General features: G+C 72.1%; 16 protein-coding genes. 11 read left to right on the top strand and 5 right to left on the bottom strand.

What is annotated here, in order from left to right; translation table 11 throughout:
• Positions 1–4: 4 nt before the first annotated feature.
• Positions 5–1,477 carry a sensor histidine kinase gene (locus ACZ4A5_RS10925; protein ID WP_467581157.1) on the top strand — a complete coding sequence of 491 codons (1,473 nt, stop codon included), beginning with the start codon at positions 5–7 and terminating at the stop codon, positions 1,475–1,477.
• On the opposite strand, the gene ACZ4A5_RS10920 is transcribed toward ACZ4A5_RS10925, so the two are convergent.
• Complete coding sequence (locus tag ACZ4A5_RS10920) at positions 1,467–2,465, bottom strand: TAXI family TRAP transporter solute-binding subunit (RefSeq protein WP_467581155.1); 999 nt, start codon at positions 2,463–2,465, stop codon at positions 1,467–1,469. The genes ACZ4A5_RS10925 and ACZ4A5_RS10920 overlap by 11 nt on opposite strands.
• A gap of 80 nt (positions 2,466–2,545) precedes the next feature.
• On the bottom strand, positions 2,546–3,337 hold the full coding sequence (locus ACZ4A5_RS10915) for a LysR substrate-binding domain-containing protein (RefSeq protein WP_467581153.1): 792 nt from the start codon (positions 3,335–3,337) through the stop codon (positions 2,546–2,548).
• Positions 3,338–3,395: 58 nt separating this feature from the next.
• Between ACZ4A5_RS10915 and ACZ4A5_RS10910 the strand changes: the two genes are divergently transcribed.
• The 3 genes from ACZ4A5_RS10910 (at position 3,396) to ACZ4A5_RS10900 (ending at position 6,169) form a co-directional block, all read left to right on the top strand.
• Complete coding sequence (locus ACZ4A5_RS10910; protein WP_467581150.1) at positions 3,396–3,800, top strand: DUF5997 family protein; 405 nt, start codon at positions 3,396–3,398, stop codon at positions 3,798–3,800.
• A 42-nt stretch (positions 3,801–3,842) separates the two neighbouring features.
• A complete protein-coding gene (miaB, locus tag ACZ4A5_RS10905; protein ID WP_467581147.1) occupies positions 3,843–5,369 on the top strand; it encodes a tRNA (N6-isopentenyl adenosine(37)-C2)-methylthiotransferase MiaB in 1,527 nt (508 codons plus the stop codon).
• An 89-nt stretch (positions 5,370–5,458) separates the two neighbouring features.
• Positions 5,459–6,169, top strand: a complete 711-nt coding sequence (locus ACZ4A5_RS10900; protein ID WP_467581144.1) for a class III extradiol dioxygenase subunit B-like domain-containing protein — start codon at positions 5,459–5,461, stop codon at positions 6,167–6,169.
• A 176-nt stretch (positions 6,170–6,345) separates the two neighbouring features.
• On the opposite strand, the gene ACZ4A5_RS10895 is transcribed toward ACZ4A5_RS10900, so the two are convergent.
• A complete protein-coding gene (locus ACZ4A5_RS10895) occupies positions 6,346–6,591 on the bottom strand; it encodes an antitoxin (protein WP_361520702.1) in 246 nt (81 codons plus the stop codon).
• 31 nt (positions 6,592–6,622) lie between these two features.
• Positions 6,623–6,865, bottom strand: coding sequence for a gliding motility protein (locus ACZ4A5_RS10890; protein ID WP_467581140.1), 243 nt, complete (start codon positions 6,863–6,865; stop codon positions 6,623–6,625).
• A 195-nt stretch (positions 6,866–7,060) separates the two neighbouring features.
• Between ACZ4A5_RS10890 and miaA the strand changes: the two genes are divergently transcribed.
• From miaA to hflX, 6 genes are all read left to right on the top strand, one after another.
• Positions 7,061–7,999 carry a tRNA (adenosine(37)-N6)-dimethylallyltransferase MiaA gene (miaA, locus tag ACZ4A5_RS10885; protein ID WP_467581137.1) on the top strand — a complete coding sequence of 313 codons (939 nt, stop codon included), beginning with the start codon at positions 7,061–7,063 and terminating at the stop codon, positions 7,997–7,999.
• A 108-nt stretch (positions 8,000–8,107) separates the two neighbouring features.
• Positions 8,108–8,563, top strand: a complete 456-nt coding sequence (locus ACZ4A5_RS10880) for a hypothetical protein (protein ID WP_467581258.1) — start codon at positions 8,108–8,110, stop codon at positions 8,561–8,563.
• A gap of 89 nt (positions 8,564–8,652) precedes the next feature.
• Positions 8,653–9,534, top strand: a complete 882-nt coding sequence (gene dapF / locus ACZ4A5_RS10875) for a diaminopimelate epimerase (protein ID WP_467581134.1) — start codon at positions 8,653–8,655, stop codon at positions 9,532–9,534.
• 181 nt (positions 9,535–9,715) lie between these two features.
• Positions 9,716–11,845: a RelA/SpoT family protein gene (locus ACZ4A5_RS10870; protein ID WP_467581132.1), complete on the top strand. Its 2,130-nt coding sequence runs from the start codon at positions 9,716–9,718 to the stop codon at positions 11,843–11,845.
• A 182-nt stretch (positions 11,846–12,027) separates the two neighbouring features.
• Positions 12,028–13,506, top strand: coding sequence for a M1 family metallopeptidase (locus ACZ4A5_RS10865; RefSeq protein ID WP_467581129.1), 1,479 nt, complete (start codon positions 12,028–12,030; stop codon positions 13,504–13,506).
• A 135-nt stretch (positions 13,507–13,641) separates the two neighbouring features.
• Positions 13,642–15,135, top strand: a complete 1,494-nt coding sequence (gene hflX / locus ACZ4A5_RS10860; protein ID WP_398873519.1) for a GTPase HflX — start codon at positions 13,642–13,644, stop codon at positions 15,133–15,135.
• 65 nt (positions 15,136–15,200) lie between these two features.
• Here the strand turns inward: hflX and ACZ4A5_RS10855 are convergent, their stop codons facing one another.
• Complete coding sequence (locus ACZ4A5_RS10855) at positions 15,201–16,388, bottom strand: trypsin-like serine peptidase (protein WP_398873517.1); 1,188 nt, start codon at positions 16,386–16,388, stop codon at positions 15,201–15,203.
• A gap of 254 nt (positions 16,389–16,642) precedes the next feature.
• Here ACZ4A5_RS10855 and ACZ4A5_RS10850 point away from each other — a divergent pair, with 254 nt between their 5' ends.
• Complete coding sequence (locus ACZ4A5_RS10850) at positions 16,643–17,884, top strand: aminotransferase class III-fold pyridoxal phosphate-dependent enzyme (protein WP_467581120.1); 1,242 nt, start codon at positions 16,643–16,645, stop codon at positions 17,882–17,884.
• The last annotated feature ends 25 nt before the right edge of the window (positions 17,885–17,909 follow it).

Genomic DNA, 17,909 nt, shown 5'->3' with positions numbered 1-17,909 from the left:
GACCGTGCGCACCCGACTCCTCCCGCTGCTCATCGTCCTGCTGGCCGGCGTGCTGCTGGCGCTGGGCTTCCCGCTCGCCGCGAGCATCGCCGCCGCCGAGCAGCAGCGGCTGGTCGTCGACCGCATCGATGACACCGCGCGCTTCGCCTCCCTCGCGCAGTACGTCACCGCCCGACCCTTCGACCCGGCGGCCGGCAAGGACGAACGGCTCGGCACCCTGCGCTCCGAACTCGTCCGGTACGAGGGCCTGTACGGCATCCGCGTCGGCATCTTCTACCGCGACCGCAGCGCCATGGCCGTCGCTCCCGCCGACTGGTCCGTACCCGGCCAGGGTGACGGGCAGCGGGCGTTCCAGGAGGCCCTGGCCGGACGGCGCAGCCACGACCCCGGGCAGGTGTGGCCCTTCCAGCGCCGTCGGCTGACCGTCGCCTCACCCGTCATCCGCGACGGAGACGTCGTCGCCGTGGTCGTCACGGACTCGCCCACCGGCCGGCTGCGGTCCCGCATCCTGCACTCCTGGCTGCTGCTCGGAGCGGGCGAGACCGCGGCCATGCTGCTCGCCGTCGCGGCCGCCTTCCGGCTCACCGGCTGGGTGCTGCGACCCGTGCGGACCCTCGACACCGCCACGCACGGCATAGCCACGGGGCGAATGAACTCCCGCGTGGCGGTGGACAGCGGGCCGCCCGAACTGCGCCGGCTGGCCCGTTCGTTCAACGAGATGGCCGACCATGTCGAGGAGGTCCTGGAGCAGCAGCGCGCCTTCGTCGCCGACGCCTCGCACCAACTGCGCAACCCGCTCTCGGCCCTGCTGCTGCGCATCGACCTGCTCGCGCTGGACCTGCCCGAAGGGCACGAGGAGATCGCCTCCGTACGGGCCGAGGGCGGGCGCCTGGCCCGCGTCCTCGACGACCTGCTGGGCCTGGCCCTGGCCGAGCACGCCTCCGCGGACCTTCAGGTGGCCGACATCGCCGAGATCGTCACCGACCGGGTGGGCGCCTGGTCACCGGTGGCCGACCGGGAGCAGGTCACCCTCGCGTACAGCGGGCCGTCCGCCATGACCGGCTGGGCCGACCCGGTGGCACTCTCCAGCGCGCTCGACGCCGTGGTGGACAACGCCTTGAAGTTCACTCCGGCGGGCGGCGCGGTGGACGTCGGCGTCACGGCCGACGGGGCCACGGTGGCCATCACCGTCGCCGACGGCGGCCCCGGTCTGACCGAGGAGGAACTGACCAGGATCGGTGACCGGTTCTGGCGCAGCGGCCGCCATCAGAATGTCGACGGGTCCGGCCTCGGCCTGTCCATCTCCCGCGCCCTCCTCGCCGCGGGCGGTGCCACACTCTCGTACGCCCCGAACACCCCGCACGGCCTGCGGGCGGTGATCCGCGTGCCGCGCGACCGTGCCGCCGACGGGGCAGCGAGGGCCGGTGGTTCGCTCCAGCGAACGATCGGCGGCCGGGGGAGGGCCGCTAAGGCTTGACCGAGAGGTAGTACCGGCGGGCGCCCGTGTGCAGATCCAGGGGGTCGGTGAAAATCGCCGTACGGAGGTCCACTTTCTGCGCCGCGTGCACCTTCTGCCCTATGCGGTCACGACTGTTCATGACGGACCGGGTGACGCTCTCCGCCAGACCGGTGTCCGCGTGGTCCATCGTGATGAGGAGATTCGCGACCGCGATCGTCTTCACCGGCTGGCCGGCGTGGAGTTCGGGATACGCGTCCGCCGGCATGACGGCCGCCCTGTAGTAACGCGTCTCCGGACCGAGCGCGTGCAGCGGCTCTATGAGGTCGCCCAGCTGCACGAGCCGGATCGACAGGCGCCGGCCGAGACTCTGCACGGCGTTGGTGGGCAGTCCGCCCGACCAGAAGAACGCGTCGATCCGCCCCTGCTCCAGCAGCGCCGGCATCCGGTCGATCCCCACACGGACGGGCACGATGTCCTTGGTGAAGTCGAGCCCCGCTGCCTCGAGCAGTCTCCTGGTGATCAGCTGCACACCGGACTCGTCCGTGCCGACGCCGATCCGCATCCCCTTGAGGTCCCGCGCCGACTGCACCCGTGAGTCCTTCTGGACCACCAGCTGGATGTAGTCGTCGTACAGCCGCGCGCAGGCCCGCAGTCCGGCCCAGCGGGGCTCCCGCCGGTCCCGGTAGGTGGCGACGGCGTCGGCGGCGGCCAGGGTGAAATCGGCCTTGCCCGACGTGAGCTGCCTGAGGTTGTCCAGCGACCCCTGACTGCGCCGCAGTCGCACCTCCAGGGAGGGCATGTCCTGCCCGAGATCCTCCTTCAGGAGATCGCCGTACTTCGCGTACACGCCGGTCGGCACCCCGGTCGCGAACGACATCCGGCCGCTCGGTGACGACGAGCCGTGCAGCGGGACCAGCCACCACGCCAGCAGGGCGAGCACGGCGGCGGCCGCGACGCCCGTCTGCAGGGCGCGGCGGCGGCCGGGGCGCGGGAGCCGGAGAGTCATGGGCGGATCCTGCCAGGCCCGGCAAGGCTTCGGCAGAGGTCGGACGGAGCCGGTATGCCGCGCTCCGGTGGGTTGACGGGCTAGGACCGCCGGCGGGGCTTGCCGCGCTTGGGAGCGCCGGAACCGCCCCGCGGGCTCTTTCCGCCCTTGGCACCGCCGGACCCGCCCCGTGCACCCTTCCCGGCCGACTTGGCGGCCGCGGGCTTGCGCTGCGCGCCGCCCGTGGCCGGGCGCTTCTGCTTCGGCTGCGCGGGGGCCAGGGGGCGGCCCCGCGTGCTGTTGACGGTCCGCCCGCGCACGATCCCGATGAAGTGGTCCACCAGGTCGGTGGTCTCCTCCTGCGGCCAGGACAGCGCGACGCGCGACTCGGGGGCGTCGGTGACCGGCCGGTACGTGAGGTCCTTGCGGTGGTGCAGGCGGGCGAGCGACTGCGGGACGACGAGCACTCCCACCCCCGCCGCCACCAGCTCGATGGCGTCCGCCGTCGTGGCGGGACGCTCGATGGCGGGCCGCCCCGGAAGCTGTTCCCAGTCGAGGGTGTCGTCGAGGGGGTGCAGCACGATCTCGTCGGCCAGTTCCTCGGTGGACACCTCCTCGACCGCCGCCACGAGGTGGTCCTTGGGGATCACCACGACCGTCGTCTCGGTGTACAGGGGGATCGCGCTGAGGTCGTCCCGGTCGACCGGCAGCCGTACGAAACCCGCGTCGGCGCCACGGCCGCGCAGCAGCTCACACGCTTCGGCGGCGGGCACCGCGACCAGAGTGAGTGGGATTTCGGGCAGCCGCTCGTTCCAGATCCGCACCCACTTCGTGGGCGTCACCCCCGGGACATAGGCGAGCCGGAACGAAGGGGATACATCCGAGCCTGTCACTCCGCAAGGTTAGCCGCTCGTGGTCGGAGGTAGCGCACATGCTCGATACCCTTGAACCATGAAGTCGCACCAGACCACCCAGACGATGAAGCCCGCCACCGCGGCGAAGAAGCTGGGTGTGTACCTCGAGGCCACCCCCGCCGAGTTCCAGGAGGGTGTCGTCACGCGCGCCGAACTGAACGCACTGCAGGCCGACCCGCCCCAGTGGCTGGTGGAGCTGCGCCGCAACGGCCCGCACCCCCGTCCGGTGGTCGCGGCGAAGCTGGGCGTCTCCATCTCGGGCCTCGCGCGCGGCGGTGTCACCGAGGCCCTCACCACCGAGCAGATCGACGCGCTGAAGAACGACAGCCCCGAGTGGCTGCGGCGCGAGCGCGCCACCCAGGCAGAGGTCCGCAAGGAAGCGGTGCGCATCAAGGAGAAGAAGGCGGAACGCGCCGATCAGTCCGGTCAGCCGCGTTCCTGACCTTTGGCAGGAGCTTCTCCGGGGCCCCCTTACCCTTGAGGAATGACCAGCAGCGGTGACCGGAGCCAGGCAGTGGACGTCAAGGGAACATACGAGGTGCGCACCTACGGGTGCCAGATGAACGTCCACGACTCCGAGCGGCTCTCCGGTCTGCTGGAGGACGCGGGCTACGTCCGCTCTCCGGAGGGCACCGCCGAGGGCGACGCCGACGTCGTCGTCTTCAACACCTGCGCGGTGCGGGAGAACGCCGACAACAAGCTCTACGGCAACCTCGGCCGACTGGCTCCCATGAAGACGAAGCGGCCCGGGATGCGGATCGCCGTCGGCGGCTGCCTCGCCCAGAAGGACCGCGACACCATCGTCAAGCGGGCCCCCTGGGTGGACGTCGTCTTCGGCACGCACAACATCGGCTCCCTCCCGGTGCTGCTGGAGCGCGCCCGCGTCCAGGAAGAGGCGCAGGTCGAGATCGCCGAGTCCCTGGAGGCGTTCCCCTCGACGCTGCCCACCCGGCGCGAGAGCGCGTACGCGGCCTGGGTCTCCATCTCCGTCGGGTGCAACAACACCTGCACCTTCTGCATCGTCCCGGCGCTGCGCGGCAAGGAGAAGGACCGTCGCCCCGGTGACATCCTCGCCGAGGTCGAGGCGCTCGTCGCCGAGGGCGTCACCGAGATCACCCTCCTCGGGCAGAACGTCAACGCCTACGGCTCCGACATGGGCGATCGCGAGGCGTTCTCCAAGCTGCTGCGCGCGTGCGGCGCGATCGAGGGCCTGGAGCGCGTCCGCTTCACCTCCCCGCACCCCCGGGACTTCACCGACGACGTCATCGCCGCGATGGCCGAGACGCCCAACGTGATGCCGCAACTGCACATGCCGCTCCAGTCCGGCTCGGACACGGTCCTCAAGGCGATGCGCCGCTCGTACCGCCAGGAGCGCTTCCTGGGGATCATCGACAAGGTCCGTGCCGCCATGCCCGACGCGGCGATCTCGACCGACATCATCGTGGGCTTCCCCGGCGAGACCGAGGAGGACTTCGAGCAGACCATGCACGTCGTGCGCGAGGCGCGCTTCGCGCAGGCGTTCACCTTCCAGTACTCCAAGCGCCCGGGTACCCCGGCCGCCGACATGGAGGGGCAGATCCCCAAGGAGGTCGTGCAGGCCCGCTACGAGCGCCTGGTCGCCCTCCAGGAGGAGATCTCCTGGGAGGAGAACAAGAAGCAGGTCGGCCGGACCCTGGAGATCCTCGTGGCCGAGGGCGAGGGCCGCAAGGACGACGCGACCCGCCGCCTGTCCGGCCGCGCCCCCGACAACCGCCTGGTCCACTTCAGCAAGCCCGAGGAGCCGGTGCGCCCCGGCGACGTGGTGACCGTCGAGATCACCTACGCCGCCCCGCACCACCTGCTCGCCGAGGGCCCCGCGATCGCCGTCCGCCGCACGCGCGCCGGTGACGCCTGGGAGAAGCGCAACGCCGCGCCCGCCGAGAAGCCGGCCGGCGTGATGCTGGGCATCCCGACGATCGGCGCCCCCGCCCCGGCGCCGGCTCCGGTCGCCGCGGGCTGCGGCTGCGACTGACGGACGGCGGGGTTTTCGGGTACGGCCCCGGGGCGGGCGGCCCGCGTCGGCCTCCACTGACGCCGTACAGCGCTTGTTAGGGTGCCGACATGCTCGTCGCCGCTGCCGTTTGCCCCTGTCCGCCGCTGCTGGTGCCCGAGGTCGCCTCCGGGGCCGCGCCCGAGCTCGACGGCCTGCGGGCCGCCTGCCTGGACGCCGTGGCGGTGCTGGCCGCGGCGCGCCCCGACCGGCTCGTGGTCCTCGGCCCGGCCGGCTCCGCGGGACAGGGCGCGTACCCCCAGGGCGCTGCCGGATCGTTCCGGGCCTTCGGCGTGGAGGCCGACGTCCGCCTCGGACCGGGCGGCCTCGCGGGAGACCGGGAACTGCCGCAGTCCCTGGCCGTCGCGGGCTGGCTGCTCGCGCGTACGGGCTGGGCCGCCGCGCCCGTCGAGGGACTGGGCGTCGGCGAGACGCTGGAGGCCGCGCGCTGCCTGGAGACCGGCCGTGAACTGGTCGCGGGGGACGAGAGGGTCGCGCTGCTGGTCATGGGCGACGGCAGCGCCTGCCGGACGCTCAAGGCCCCCGGCTATCTCGACGACCGGGCCGAAGGCTTCGACGCCGGGGCCGCGCGGGCGCTGGGCGCGGCCGACACCGCCGCGCTGGCCGCGCTCGACGCGGAGCTGGCTCACGAGCTGAAGGCCGCCGGACGGGCGCCCTGGCAGGTGCTCGCGGGCGCGGGCGAGGGCGCGGGCCTGAAGGGCGAGCTGCTCCACGACGACGCCCCCTACGGAGTGGGCTACTTCGTCGCCACCTGGTCCTAGCGAGGAGCCGCCCTGAGCGGCGCCAGGCGGCGGGGGGACGCTGGACGGGTTCCCTGGGGACTTCCGCTGCCCGTACGCCCGGGAGAACGGCACACAGGGCGGCTGTGCCCCCATGGGAAAAGCAAACGACGACGGGCCGCGGAGCGGATGCTCCGCGGCCCGTCGTCGACGAGATCTCAGGAGGCCGTGGAGCCCGGCCCGTCGCCCTTGCCGTCCTTCTCGGCGAGGCGGTCGAGGGCGTCCTTGGCCTTGCCGGTGCCTGTCTCGATCTGGCTGCTGTACTTGCCCTTGGTCTTCTCGTCGACGACCTTGGCTGCCTTCTCCAACCCCTGCTCGATCTTGTCCCCGTGCTGCTGCGCGAGGTCGCCGACCTTGTCCTTCACGGGACCGAGCTTGGCCTTGAGATTGTCCAACAGGCCCATGGCGCCTTCCCTCGTCTTTCCTGGTCGGAAGCTACTTACGGGCGCCCTCACCGGCCTCGCTGTCCGCTGCCTTCTCCGCGGACTGCTGCTTGGGAATCTCGACTCCCTCGGCCGGTGCGGCCTCCGCCTCGGCCTCGCCGGACTTCTCCGGCTCCGCCTCGGTGGTCTCGGCACTCGCCGTCTCGTCGGCCGGTTCCGCCGTCAGAGTGGCTGTCGCCGCCTCTTCGGTTGACGCCTCGGCCTTCTTGCGGCGAAACCTTGAAAACACGCCCATATCTACTCCATTACCTTACTGGTGTGAGAGAAGCCCCGCGTCGCCCGGAGCGTTCCATTGCGCCGCTTCCGGACAGCGGTCCGTGAACCGACTCTCGGAACCTCGCAACAGGCAACGAAACCGACAGCGTCGCGTCACGTCGCTCGTTCGAGGGGTGCGCCAAAGGTTTGCGAGACTGATGCGGTGAAAAACCCGGTGAAAAACGCACGTCCCGCCCCGCGGGTCATCGCCGTCGTCGGCCCCACGGCGGCCGGCAAGTCCGATCTCGGCGTCGCCCTCGCCCAGCACCTGGGCGGCGAGGTGGTCAACGCGGACTCCATGCAGCTGTACCGGGGCATGGACATCGGCACCGCCAAGCTGACGCCTGAGGAGCGGCAGGGCGTACCGCACCACCTGCTCGACATCTGGGACGTCACGGAGGCCGCCAGCGTCGCCGAGTACCAGCGCCTCGCCCGCGCCGAGATCGACCGGCTGCTCGCCCAGGGCCGCACCCCCGTGCTCGTCGGAGGGTCCGGGCTCTACATCAAGGGCACGATTGACGCCCTCGAATTCCCCGGCACGGATCCGGCCGTACGCGCGCGCCTGGAGGGCGAACTGGCGGAGCAGGGCCCCGGCGCGCTGCACGCGCGGCTCGCCGCCGCCGACCCCGCCGCCGCCCGCGCGATCCTGCCGGGCAACGGCCGGCGCATCGTGCGCGCTCTGGAGGTCATCGAGCTCACCGGAAAGCCGTTCACGGCCAACCTGCCCGGTGAAGAGCCTGTGTACGACGCGTTGCAGATCGGTGTCGACGTCGAGCGGCCGGAACTGGACGAGCGGATCACCGTCCGCGTCGACCGCATGTGGGAGGCCGGACTGGTCGACGAGGTGCGCGCCCTGGAGCGCGAGGGCCTGCGCGAGGGACGCACCGCCTCGCGCGCGCTCGGCTATCAGCAGGTGCTCGCGTTCCTCGCGGGGGAGTGCACCGAGGAGGAGGCGCGCACGGAGACCGTACGGGCCACGAAGCGGTTCGCGCGGCGGCAGGACTCGTGGTTCCGCCGGGACGGCCGCGTGCACTGGCTGAGCGGCGCCGCGGACCGGAGGGCGGAACTTCCCGGGCACGCCCTGACGTTGCTCGAACGGGCGGTCACAGCCTGATCACGTGATGGCATCGGGACGCTATGCAAGCCCTTCCGGCCTGCGTGAGCGTGCCATCATCAAGCGGTCGATCGAGCGGTGAAGTCCGAGTGGGGAGGGCGCGTGGCGATGGAGGCCGGCCCTCGTGACAGACCGCAACAGCCGCCGCAGGATGAGCCGGAAGCGCTCACTCCGGACGGCCCCGAGGAGACCGACGGCTCGGTGACCGGTGTCACCGTTCCGGTGCCCGCCTCGTTCCGCGAGCTGCGCCCCCAGCGCAGGCTGCGCGTCTGGCAGATCGCCCCTATCGTGGCGCTGGCCGCCACCGGCTCGCTGATGTTCGCCTTCCCGCTCGCCTTCGAGTTCGGGGACGGCGGGCCGGTCGTGGCGATGCTCGGGCTGCTCATCAGCTGCTGCGCCGCGGGCTGGGCCGTGATGGCGGCCCGCCGCGTCGGCTACACCTGGCCCGGGCTGCCGCCGAGAGGCTCCGGGAACCGCCCGGACTGGCGGTACGTGGCGGCGTACGTCGTCCTGGTCGCGGTGGTGGTCGTCCTGGCCGTGTGGCGCGTGGCGCGCCTGCGTTAGCCGTCGGCGGCGGAGTTCCGCGGTGCGGATGACAGCACCCGCGGTCGGCCCCGGGAAGCGCGTCCGGCGAGTCCCCGTACCATCGAAGCGTGAGTACCGCGCAGATCGCCTTCCTCAAGGGTCACGGCACCGAGAACGACTTCGTGATCATCCCCGACCACGACGGCCGGATCGAGCTGTCACCGGCTGCCGTGGCCCGGCTGTGCGACCGCCGGGCCGGCCTGGGGGCCGACGGTGTCCTGCGGGTCGTGCGGTCCGCCGCGGACCCCGAGGCGCGCGCCATGGCCGCTGAGGCCGAGTGGTTCATGGACTACCGCAACAGCGACGGCTCCATCGGCGAGATGTGCGGCAACGGCGTCCGCGTCTTCGCCCGGTACCTCCAGCGCGCCGGCCTCGCCGGGCCCGGTGACCTCGCGGTCGCGACCCGCGCGGGCATCCGCCGGGCGCACATCGCCAAGGACGGCCTGGACGGCGACATCACCGTGTCGATGGGCAAGGCGCTGCTGCCCGGAGGGGACGTCACCGTCACGGTCGGGGACCGCAGCTGGCCCGCCCGCAACGTCAATATGGGCAATCCGCACGCCGTCCTGTTCACCGACGACCTCGCGGACGCGGGGAACCTGCTCGACGCGCCCGTGGTCACGCCTGCCGCCGCCTACCCGGACGGCACCAATGTCGAGTTCGTCGTCGACCGCGGCCCGCGCCACGTCGCCATGAGGGTGCACGAGCGCGGTTCCGGCGAGACCCGTTCCTGCGGCACCGGAGCGTGCGCGGTGATGGTCGCGACGGCCCGCCGGGACGGCGTCGACCCCACGCGCACCGGCGTTCCGGTCAGCTACACCGTGGACCTCCCGGGCGGCCGTCTGGTGATCGGTGAGTCCCCGGACGGAACGGTGGAGATGACCGGCCCCGCGGTGATCGTCGCGGAGGGCGTGTTCGACGCTTCCTGGCTGGCCACGGCGCTCGCCTGACCCCCGCACTACCGCGGTTCCGCGCGACTGCCGAACTCCTGGCTGCGTGGCTCGCTCGAATGGGTGATCCGTTTCACTCTGGGCGAGAGCGGGTGAGCGGCGCGTGATGGGCTCGGTAACATCAAGCACCGGGGTCTGGAGGCGACGGGCCGGCCACCGGTCGACGCTGCCGGAGGTGCCCATGAGCGCAGAGGCCCCGAATGAAGGTGCTCTCGGCCGCAGGCGCGGCCGTGCCCGCATCGACCTGAGACGGCTGGGGCGCGCGGCCCTCAGCGGCTCCGGGTCGCGCGGCCGCCTCCCGGACGCCATCGACCATGTGGCCAAGGTCCACCGGGCCCACCACCCCGGCGCGGACCTCGACATCCTGCGCCGGGCGTATCTCCTCGCCGAGTCCTCCCACCGCGGTCAGACGCGCAAGAGCGGCGAACCGTACATCACCCACCCGCTCGCGGTGACCCTGATCCTCGCCGAACTGGGCGCCGAGACCACCACCTTGACCGCCTCCCTCCTGCACGACACGGTCGAGGACACCGAGGTGACGCTGGATCAGGTGCGCTGTCAGTTCGGTGAGGAGGTGCGCTTCCTGGTCGACGGCGTCACCAAGCTGGAGAAGGTCGACTACGGCGCGGCGGCCGAGCCCGAGACCTTCCGCAAGATGCTCGTCGCCACCGGCAACGACGTCCGCGTGATGTCCATCAAGCTCGCCGACCGGCTGCACAACATGCGCACGCTCGGTGTGATGCGCCCCGAGAAGCAGGCGCGCATCGCCAAGGTCACCCGGGATGTGCTGATCCCGCTCGCGGAGCGGCTGGGCGTCCAGGCGCTCAAGACCGAGCTGGAGGACCTGGTCTTCGCGATCCTCCACCCCGAGGAGTACGCCCGCACCCGCGACCTCGTCCTCGCCCACGCGGACCGCCCCGATCCACTGGTGGAGACGGCCGAGCGGGTGCGCGCCGTGCTGCGCGAAGCGGGCATCGCGGCCGACGTCCTCGTCCGCTCCCGGCACTTCGTCTCCGTCCACCGGGTGCGGCTCAAGCGCGGCAGGGTGACCGGATCGGACCTGGGGCGGCTCCTGGTGCTCGTCGCGGAGGACGCCGACTGCTACGCGGTCCTCGGCGAACTCCACACCTGCTTCACGCCGTTCGTCTCGGAGTTCAAGGACTTCATCGCGGTGCCGAAGTTCAACCTCTACCAGTCGCTGCACACAGCCGTGGCCGGCCCGAGCGGCGAGGCGGCGCAGGTGCTCATCCGCACGCACCAGATGCACCGCGTCGCCGAGGCCGGTGTCGTCGCCCTGGGGAACCCGTACGCGACCCCCGAGACGCCCGACGCGGCGGACGGCGAGCGCGTCGACCCCACCCGGCCCGGCTGGCTCTCCCGGCTCCTGGAGTGGCAGCGGGCCACGCCCGACCCGGACACCTTCTGGACCTCCCTGCGGGACGAACTGGCCCAGGACCGCGAGGTCACCGTCTTCCGCGCCGACGGAGGCACGATCGGCCTCCCGGCCGGATCGAGCTGTGTCGACGCGGCCTACGCGCAGTACGGCGACGGCGCGCACAGCTGCATCGGCGCACGGGTCAACGGCCGGCTGGCGACGCTCAGCACGGTGCTGAGCGACGGCGACACCCTCCAGCTGCTGATGTCCCGCGACACCGCCTCCGGACCGTCCCCGGACTGGCTGGAGCACGCCCGCACGCCCGCGGCACGCATCGCCATCGAGCGCTGGCTGGCCACTCACCCGGCGCCGGACCCCGTCGCCCCGCTCGCGCCCCTGACACCGGACCGCCCCTGTCCACCGCCGCGCTCCACGGCTCAGGCCCCGCGGTGGCCCGTCGTGGTCACCGCCGACGGCACCGACCTGGCGGCCACCAGCGTGCGCCTCGCGGGCTGCTGTACGCCTGTACCGCCCGACGAGGTCACCGGCTTCGCCGTGCGGGGCGGCGCGGTGACCGTGCACCGCGCGCACTGTCCCGCTGTGGGCCGGATGGTCACCTCGGGACGCCATCCGGTGGAGGTGCGCTGGAGCGGCCCGGAGAGCGCGGGGGCCTTCGACTACAGGGTCACGCTCCTCGCCGAATCGTTCAGCAGGCCGCATCTGCTGGCCGACCTCACCGAGGCCATCGCGGGGGAGGGGGCCGCGGTCATCTCGGCCGCCGTCGAACCACCGCACGAGCAGCGCGTGCGGCACACCTACACCCTCCAACTGGCCGACGCCGCACAGCTGCCGGAGCTGATCCGGGCCATGCGGCGTGTCCCTGGGGTCTATGACGTCGAAAGGGCGGGGCGGGCCTTCGCCGGAGCGCGCCTCTAGCCGTTCGGGGAGGTGGCCCGGGGACGACGCCGGGAAGCCTGCTGAGCGTGCGACCGAGTGCGGGCCTCACACGGAAGGCGCCCACCGGTGTGACGCTCGTACAGCCTTCCGAAACGCTCATACGGGTGGGGCGGCGTCGTGCCGCCGACGGTGGCCCCTTCCACGCTGATAGCGGTGGACGCATGCCGCACTCTCCCGGGACGCGCTCCCCGAACCGCCGTCGGTCAGTACGCCGCCGGGCCGCCTTCTCCACGGCCGCAGCCACGGTCCTCCTCGTGGGCGCCGCCGCCCCGCCGGCCGCCGCGCCGGAGGGGATCGGCGACCGGCTCTTCCCGTATCTGGGGAACCCGGGCTTCGACGTGGCCGACTACGACATCGCTCTCGACTACCACGGCAACGACCGTCCGCTCGACGCCGTGACCACCATCAGGGCCGAGACGACCTCCTGGCTGGACCACTTCAACCTGGACTTCACCCAGGGCACCGTTCGCTCGATCGAGGTCAACGGAGCGCCCGCGGAGTTCACGCCTGTCAAGGAGGACCTCGTCGTCACTCCCGCGAGGGCCCTGCCGCCTCACGGCCGCTTCACGGTCAAGGTGCGCCACACCAGCGACCCGCGCGGCGCGGGGGACGGCGGCTGGGTCCGTACGAGCGACGGGCTGGTCATGGCCAATCAGGCCGACGCCGCCCACCGGATCTTCCCGGGCAGCGACCATCCCTCCGACAAGGCCCGTTTCACCTTCCACGTCACCGCGCCCAAGGACCTGACCGTGGTCGCGAACGGCCTGCCCCTGGGCCGGGTCACCCGCGGCGAGGAGACCACCTGGACGTACCGGACCGCGCATCCCATGGCCACCGAGCTCGCGCAGGTCGCCATCGGCAGGTCCGCCGTCCCCCGGCGCAGCGGCCCCCACGGGCTGCCCGTCCGCGACGTGGTGCCCGCCGCCGAGCGGCAGCGGCTGGAGAAGTGGACGGCGAGGACCCCCGACCAGATCGCCTGGATGGAGAAGCGGGTCGGTGCCTTCCCCTTCGAGACCTACGGTGTCTTGATGGCCGACGCGTCGACCGGCTTCGAGCTGGAGACGCAGACACTGTCCCTGTTCGAGCGCGCCTTGTTCACCCGGACCGACATCCCCGACTGGTACCTCGAATCGATCATGGTGCACGAGCTCGCCCACCAGTGGTTCGGCGACAGCGTCAGCCCCCGGATGTGGTCCGACCTCTGGCTGAACGAAGGCCACGCCACCTGGTACGAGGCGCTGTACGCGGAGGAGAGGGGCGGCACGAAGTTCGCCGACCGGATGCGCATGGCGTACGAGTTCTCCGACGTCATGCGCGCCGACGGGGGCCCGCCCGCCGCCCCCAAGGGAGCCGCGCCCGGGAAGAAGATCAGCATCTTCCGGCCGATCGTCTACGACGGCAGCGCGGTGGTGCTCTACGCGCTGCGCGAGAAGATCGGGGCCCCCGCCTTCGAGAGCCTGGAGCGCCAGTGGGTCGCCCGCCACCGCGACTCCACCGCGACCACGGCCGACTTCACCGCCCTCGCCTCGCGGATCTCGCATCAGGACCTGACGCAGTTCCTGCGCGACTGGCTGTACGGGCCCACCACCCCGCCCATGCCGGGCCACCCCGACTGGAAGCCCACCCGGAAACCCGCGTGACGCCCCCGCGGCGGCGTGGGAACATCGACACGTCGGCGCGGGGGCCGGCCCCGGGAATCTCCGGGGGCCACCGCACGTTGTCGACGGTGTGGCCTCCCGTCGGGGGCCGCCACTTCCCAACGACGTAAGGATCAAATGACCTCCTCTTCTTCCCTTCCGCAGGACCGGCAGAGCCTCCCGGAGAGCCTTCGGGCCGACGCCCTGATGGAAGAGGACGTCGCCTGGAGCCACGAGATCGACGGGGAGCGCGACGGCGAGCAGTACGACCGCTCCGAGCGCGCGGCACTGCGCCGGGTGGCGGGACTCTCCACCGAGCTGGAGGACGTCACCGAGGTCGAGTACCGGCAGCTGCGCCTGGAGCGCGTGGTGCTGGTCGGTGTGTGGACCTCGGGCACCGTGCAGGACGCGGAGAACTCCCTCGCGGAGCTGGCCGCCCTCGCCGAGACGGCGGGCGCCCTCGTGCTCGACGGCGTCGTGCAGCGCCGCGACAAGCCGGACCCGGCCACGTACATCGGCTCGGGCAAGGCGCTGGAGCTGCGGGACATCGTTCTGGAGTCCGGCGCCGACACCGTGGTCTGCGACGGTGAGCTCAGCCCCGGCCAGCTCATCCATCTCGAGGACGTCGTCAAGGTCAAGGTGGTCGACCGGACCGCCCTGATCCTCGACATCTTCGCCCAGCACGCCAAGTCCCGCGAGGGCAAGGCCCAGGTCTCCCTGGCCCAGATGCAGTACATGCTGCCGAGGCTGCGCGGCTGGGGTCAGTCGCTCTCCCGGCAGATGGGTGGCGGTGGCTCCGGTTCGTCCGGCGGCGGCATGGCCACGCGTGGTCCCGGTGAGACCAAGATCGAGACGGACCGCCGGCGGATCCGCGAGAAGATGGCGAAGATGCGCCGGGAGATCGCGGAGATGAAGACCGGCCGCGACATCAAGCGGCAGGAGCGCCGGCGCAACAAGGTGCCCTCGGTCGCCATCGCCGGATACACCAACGCGGGCAAGTCCTCGCTGCTCAACCGGCTCACAGGAGCCGGTGTGCTGGTGGAGAACTCCCTGTTCGCCACCCTCGACCCGACCGTGCGCCGGGCCGAGACGCCCAGCGGGCGGCTCTACACCCTGGCCGACACCGTCGGCTTCGTACGCCACCTGCCGCACCACCTGGTCGAGGCGTTCCGTTCCACCATGGAGGAGGTCGGGGACTCCGACCTGATCCTGCACGTGGTGGACGGCTCGCACCCGGCGCCGGAGGAGCAGCTGGCCGCCGTGCGCGAGGTGATCCGCGAGGTCGGCGCGGTCGACGTGCCGGAGATCGTTGTGATCAACAAGGCGGACGCGGCCGACCCGCTCGTGCTCCAGCGCCTGCTGCGCATCGAGAAGCACTCGCTGGCCGTCTCCGCGCGCACCGGTGAGGGCATCGCGGAGCTGCTGGAGCTGATCGACGCCGAGCTGCCCCGGCCCTCCGTCGAGATCGAGGCGCTCGTGCCGTACACCCAGGGCGGCCTCGTCGCGCGGACGCATGCCGACGGTGAGGTGATCTCCGAGGAGCACACCCCGGAAGGCACGCTCCTCAAGGCGCGGGTCCACGAGGAACTGGCCGCGGAGCTCCAGCGCTACGTCCCGGCGGCCCGCGGCTGACCGCCTGCCGCACGCACACGCGAAGGCCCGCCCCCGTCCGGGGGCGGGCCTTCGGGCTTCACCGCTTACTGGTTGGCGAACTTCCGGCTGATGCCGTCATAGACGCCCTTGGCCTCCGGGCCCAGGTGCGGGCCGGCGAGCCAGGTGCTGTTGGCCGGGCCGATGGAGGTGTTGGAGACCAGCACCACCTTGCCGTCGCGCTGGGCGAACCAGCCACCGCCGGACGAACCGCCGGTCATGGTGCAGCCGATGCGGTACATCGTCGGCTGCGACGGGTCGATCGTCAGCCGGCCGGGCTTGTCGACGCAGTCGTACATCTTCTGCCCGTCGAAGGGCGGCGCGGCCGGGTAGCCCCAAGCGCCCATCGACTGGATGGACTTCACCTGCGGGGCGTCGAAGTCCACGGTGAGGGCGTTGCCGACGGTCTCCTCGAGGGACTTGCCGGAAGCGGTCTCCGGCTTCACGTGCAGCACGGAGAAGTCGTAGGGGGCACCGGCGCCCCCGGTCTCGGCGCCCTGCGTGATCCACTGCGAGGACGTCTGCGCCCAGTCCGCCCACCACACGCCGTACGGAGCGACGTCCTGCACAGGCGCGGTGTTGACCTGTGCGCTCGGCAGGCCCTTGTCGTTGTAGGACGGCACGAAGGCGATGTTGCGGTACCAGCCACCGCTCTTGCCCGCGTGCACGCAGTGGCCCGCTGTCCACACCATGTTGGACTTGCCGGGGTGTGCCGGGTCCTTGACGACCGTCGCCGAACAGACCATGTGGCCCTCGGGGCTGTCGAAGAAGACCTTGCCGACCGGGGCGGCGTTGTTGTGGTACGGCAGGTCGACCGACTTGGCCGTCACTGCCTTCGGCTCCGGGTCGGTGACACCCTGGTCGCCGGAAGCGCCGGGCGCGCTGCCTGGGGCGCCCTTGCTCGACAGCGTCTTGTCGCTGGAGCGGGCGTCCTTCATGGTGTCGGGCTTCCAGTGGCCCTTGATGATGGGGTTGATGAAGTCACGGGCCTCGCGGAGCCACTGGTCCTTGTCCCAGTTCTTCCAAGCGCCGTTCTTCCACTTGTCCAGGTCCTTGAGGGACGAGGGCAGGTTCTTGGGCAGCTGGATGCCGTCGTCGCCCGTCTGGGCGGCGGAGGCGCTGGGCTTGTCGCTACCGGATGCCTTGTCCTCGGAAGGACCGCACGCGGTGGCTGTCAGGGCCAGCGCGGCGGTCAGAGCGGCCGCTGCCAGCGCGGGCCGGCGGATGGATGGCATGGAGTGGGTTCCCCCTGAATCGATCTCTTGGCGCAGCGGAGCCCGCGCTGTGCGCGGGCGCCTAAATTTGTCATGTACCGCCCCAGTGGGGTGGCAGGACCCCACTATGCCGGTGCGGTGGGAGACGGGCTCGGGCGGGTCCCCGGTTCCGGTCCGAAGGTTCTTGACGGTCGGCCGTGTTCCGCCGCTCGCGGCGTCGTTGGTACGTACAGGGGAGAACCGACCGGAGTTCAGCACCAGGAGGTCCCAGAGCCGTGACCTTGACCCGGTTGCCAACGACCTCGCCGCCGACGGCCCGTGAGGGTGTCCTCCGGCGGCAGCCGGCCCGGGAAGCGGCGGCCCGTACGTACGCCCGCTCGCTGCCGGTCGTGCCGGTGCGTGCCCGGGGGCTGACGGTCGAGGGCGCCGACGGCCGCCGCTATCTCGACTGCCTCTCGGGAGCGGGCGCGTTGGCGCTCGGCCACAATCACCCGGTCGTGCTCGAAGCGATCCGCGCCGTGCTTGACTCGGGCGCCCCACTGCACGCGCCGGACCTCGCCACCCCCGTACGGGAAGCTTTCACCGGCGAGTTGCTGGCCACGCTGCCGCGCGGTCTGGCCGACGGGGCACGGATCCGGTTCTGCGGCCCGACGGCCGCCGACGCGCTGCGGGAGGCCGCCGCACTCGTACGGGCCGCGACCGGCCGCACGGAAGTGCTCACTCTTTCCGGCGCCCCGGCCGAGACCTTTCTCGCTCTGTCCGGGCCGTCCGAGATGTTCCTCGCGGCCCTTGGGAGCGGCGGGCGCGCACCGGCCGCGGTGGTCGTCGAGCCCGTGGCGGGCGAGGGTGCCGTGCTCCCGGCGCCGGACGGCCTGCTGCGGCGAGCACGCGACATCACCGCGGCCCGCGCGATCCCCCTCGTCGTGGACGAGGCGGCGACCGGTGTCGGGCGCACCGGCGCCTTCTGGGCCGTGGAGCACAGCGGCATCGTGCCCGATGTGATGGTGCTGTCCCACGCCATCGGCGGCAGCCTCCCCCTCGCCGCCGTCGTCCACCACGCGGAGCTCGGCGGCCGCCTGCCCGCCGACCGCGCGGACACCTGCCGGGGCAACCAACTGGCCATGGCGGCGGGCACGGCGACCCTGCGGTACGTACGGGAGAACGGCCTCGCCGGGCGCGCGGCGGCACTCGGCGCGCACATCCTCCGGCGGCTCCGGGCACTCGACCACGCGTGCGTCGGCGAGGTGCGGGGGATCGGCCTCATGATCGGCATCGAGTGCGCGCCCGGACCGGCCGCCGCCGTGCGGCGCGAGTGCCTGCGCCGGGGGCTCATCGTCGGACTGGGCGGCCCGCACTCCTCCGTCGTACGCCTCCTGCCTCCTCTCACGATCACCGACGAGCAGACGGAAGCCGTTCTCGACCGACTGGCGGACGCGCTCGCCGCAGTCGACCGGACCCACCGCCGCGCAGCCACTCCGAGCACGCCGAAGGAGGCAGGCCCCGCGACCCCGGCCTGATGCCGGGGCACGCGTGCCGCACACC

The organism is Streptomyces sp. NPDC025618 (assembly GCF_055558795.1).
This window is presented reverse-complemented; position numbering and strand designations above follow the sequence as displayed.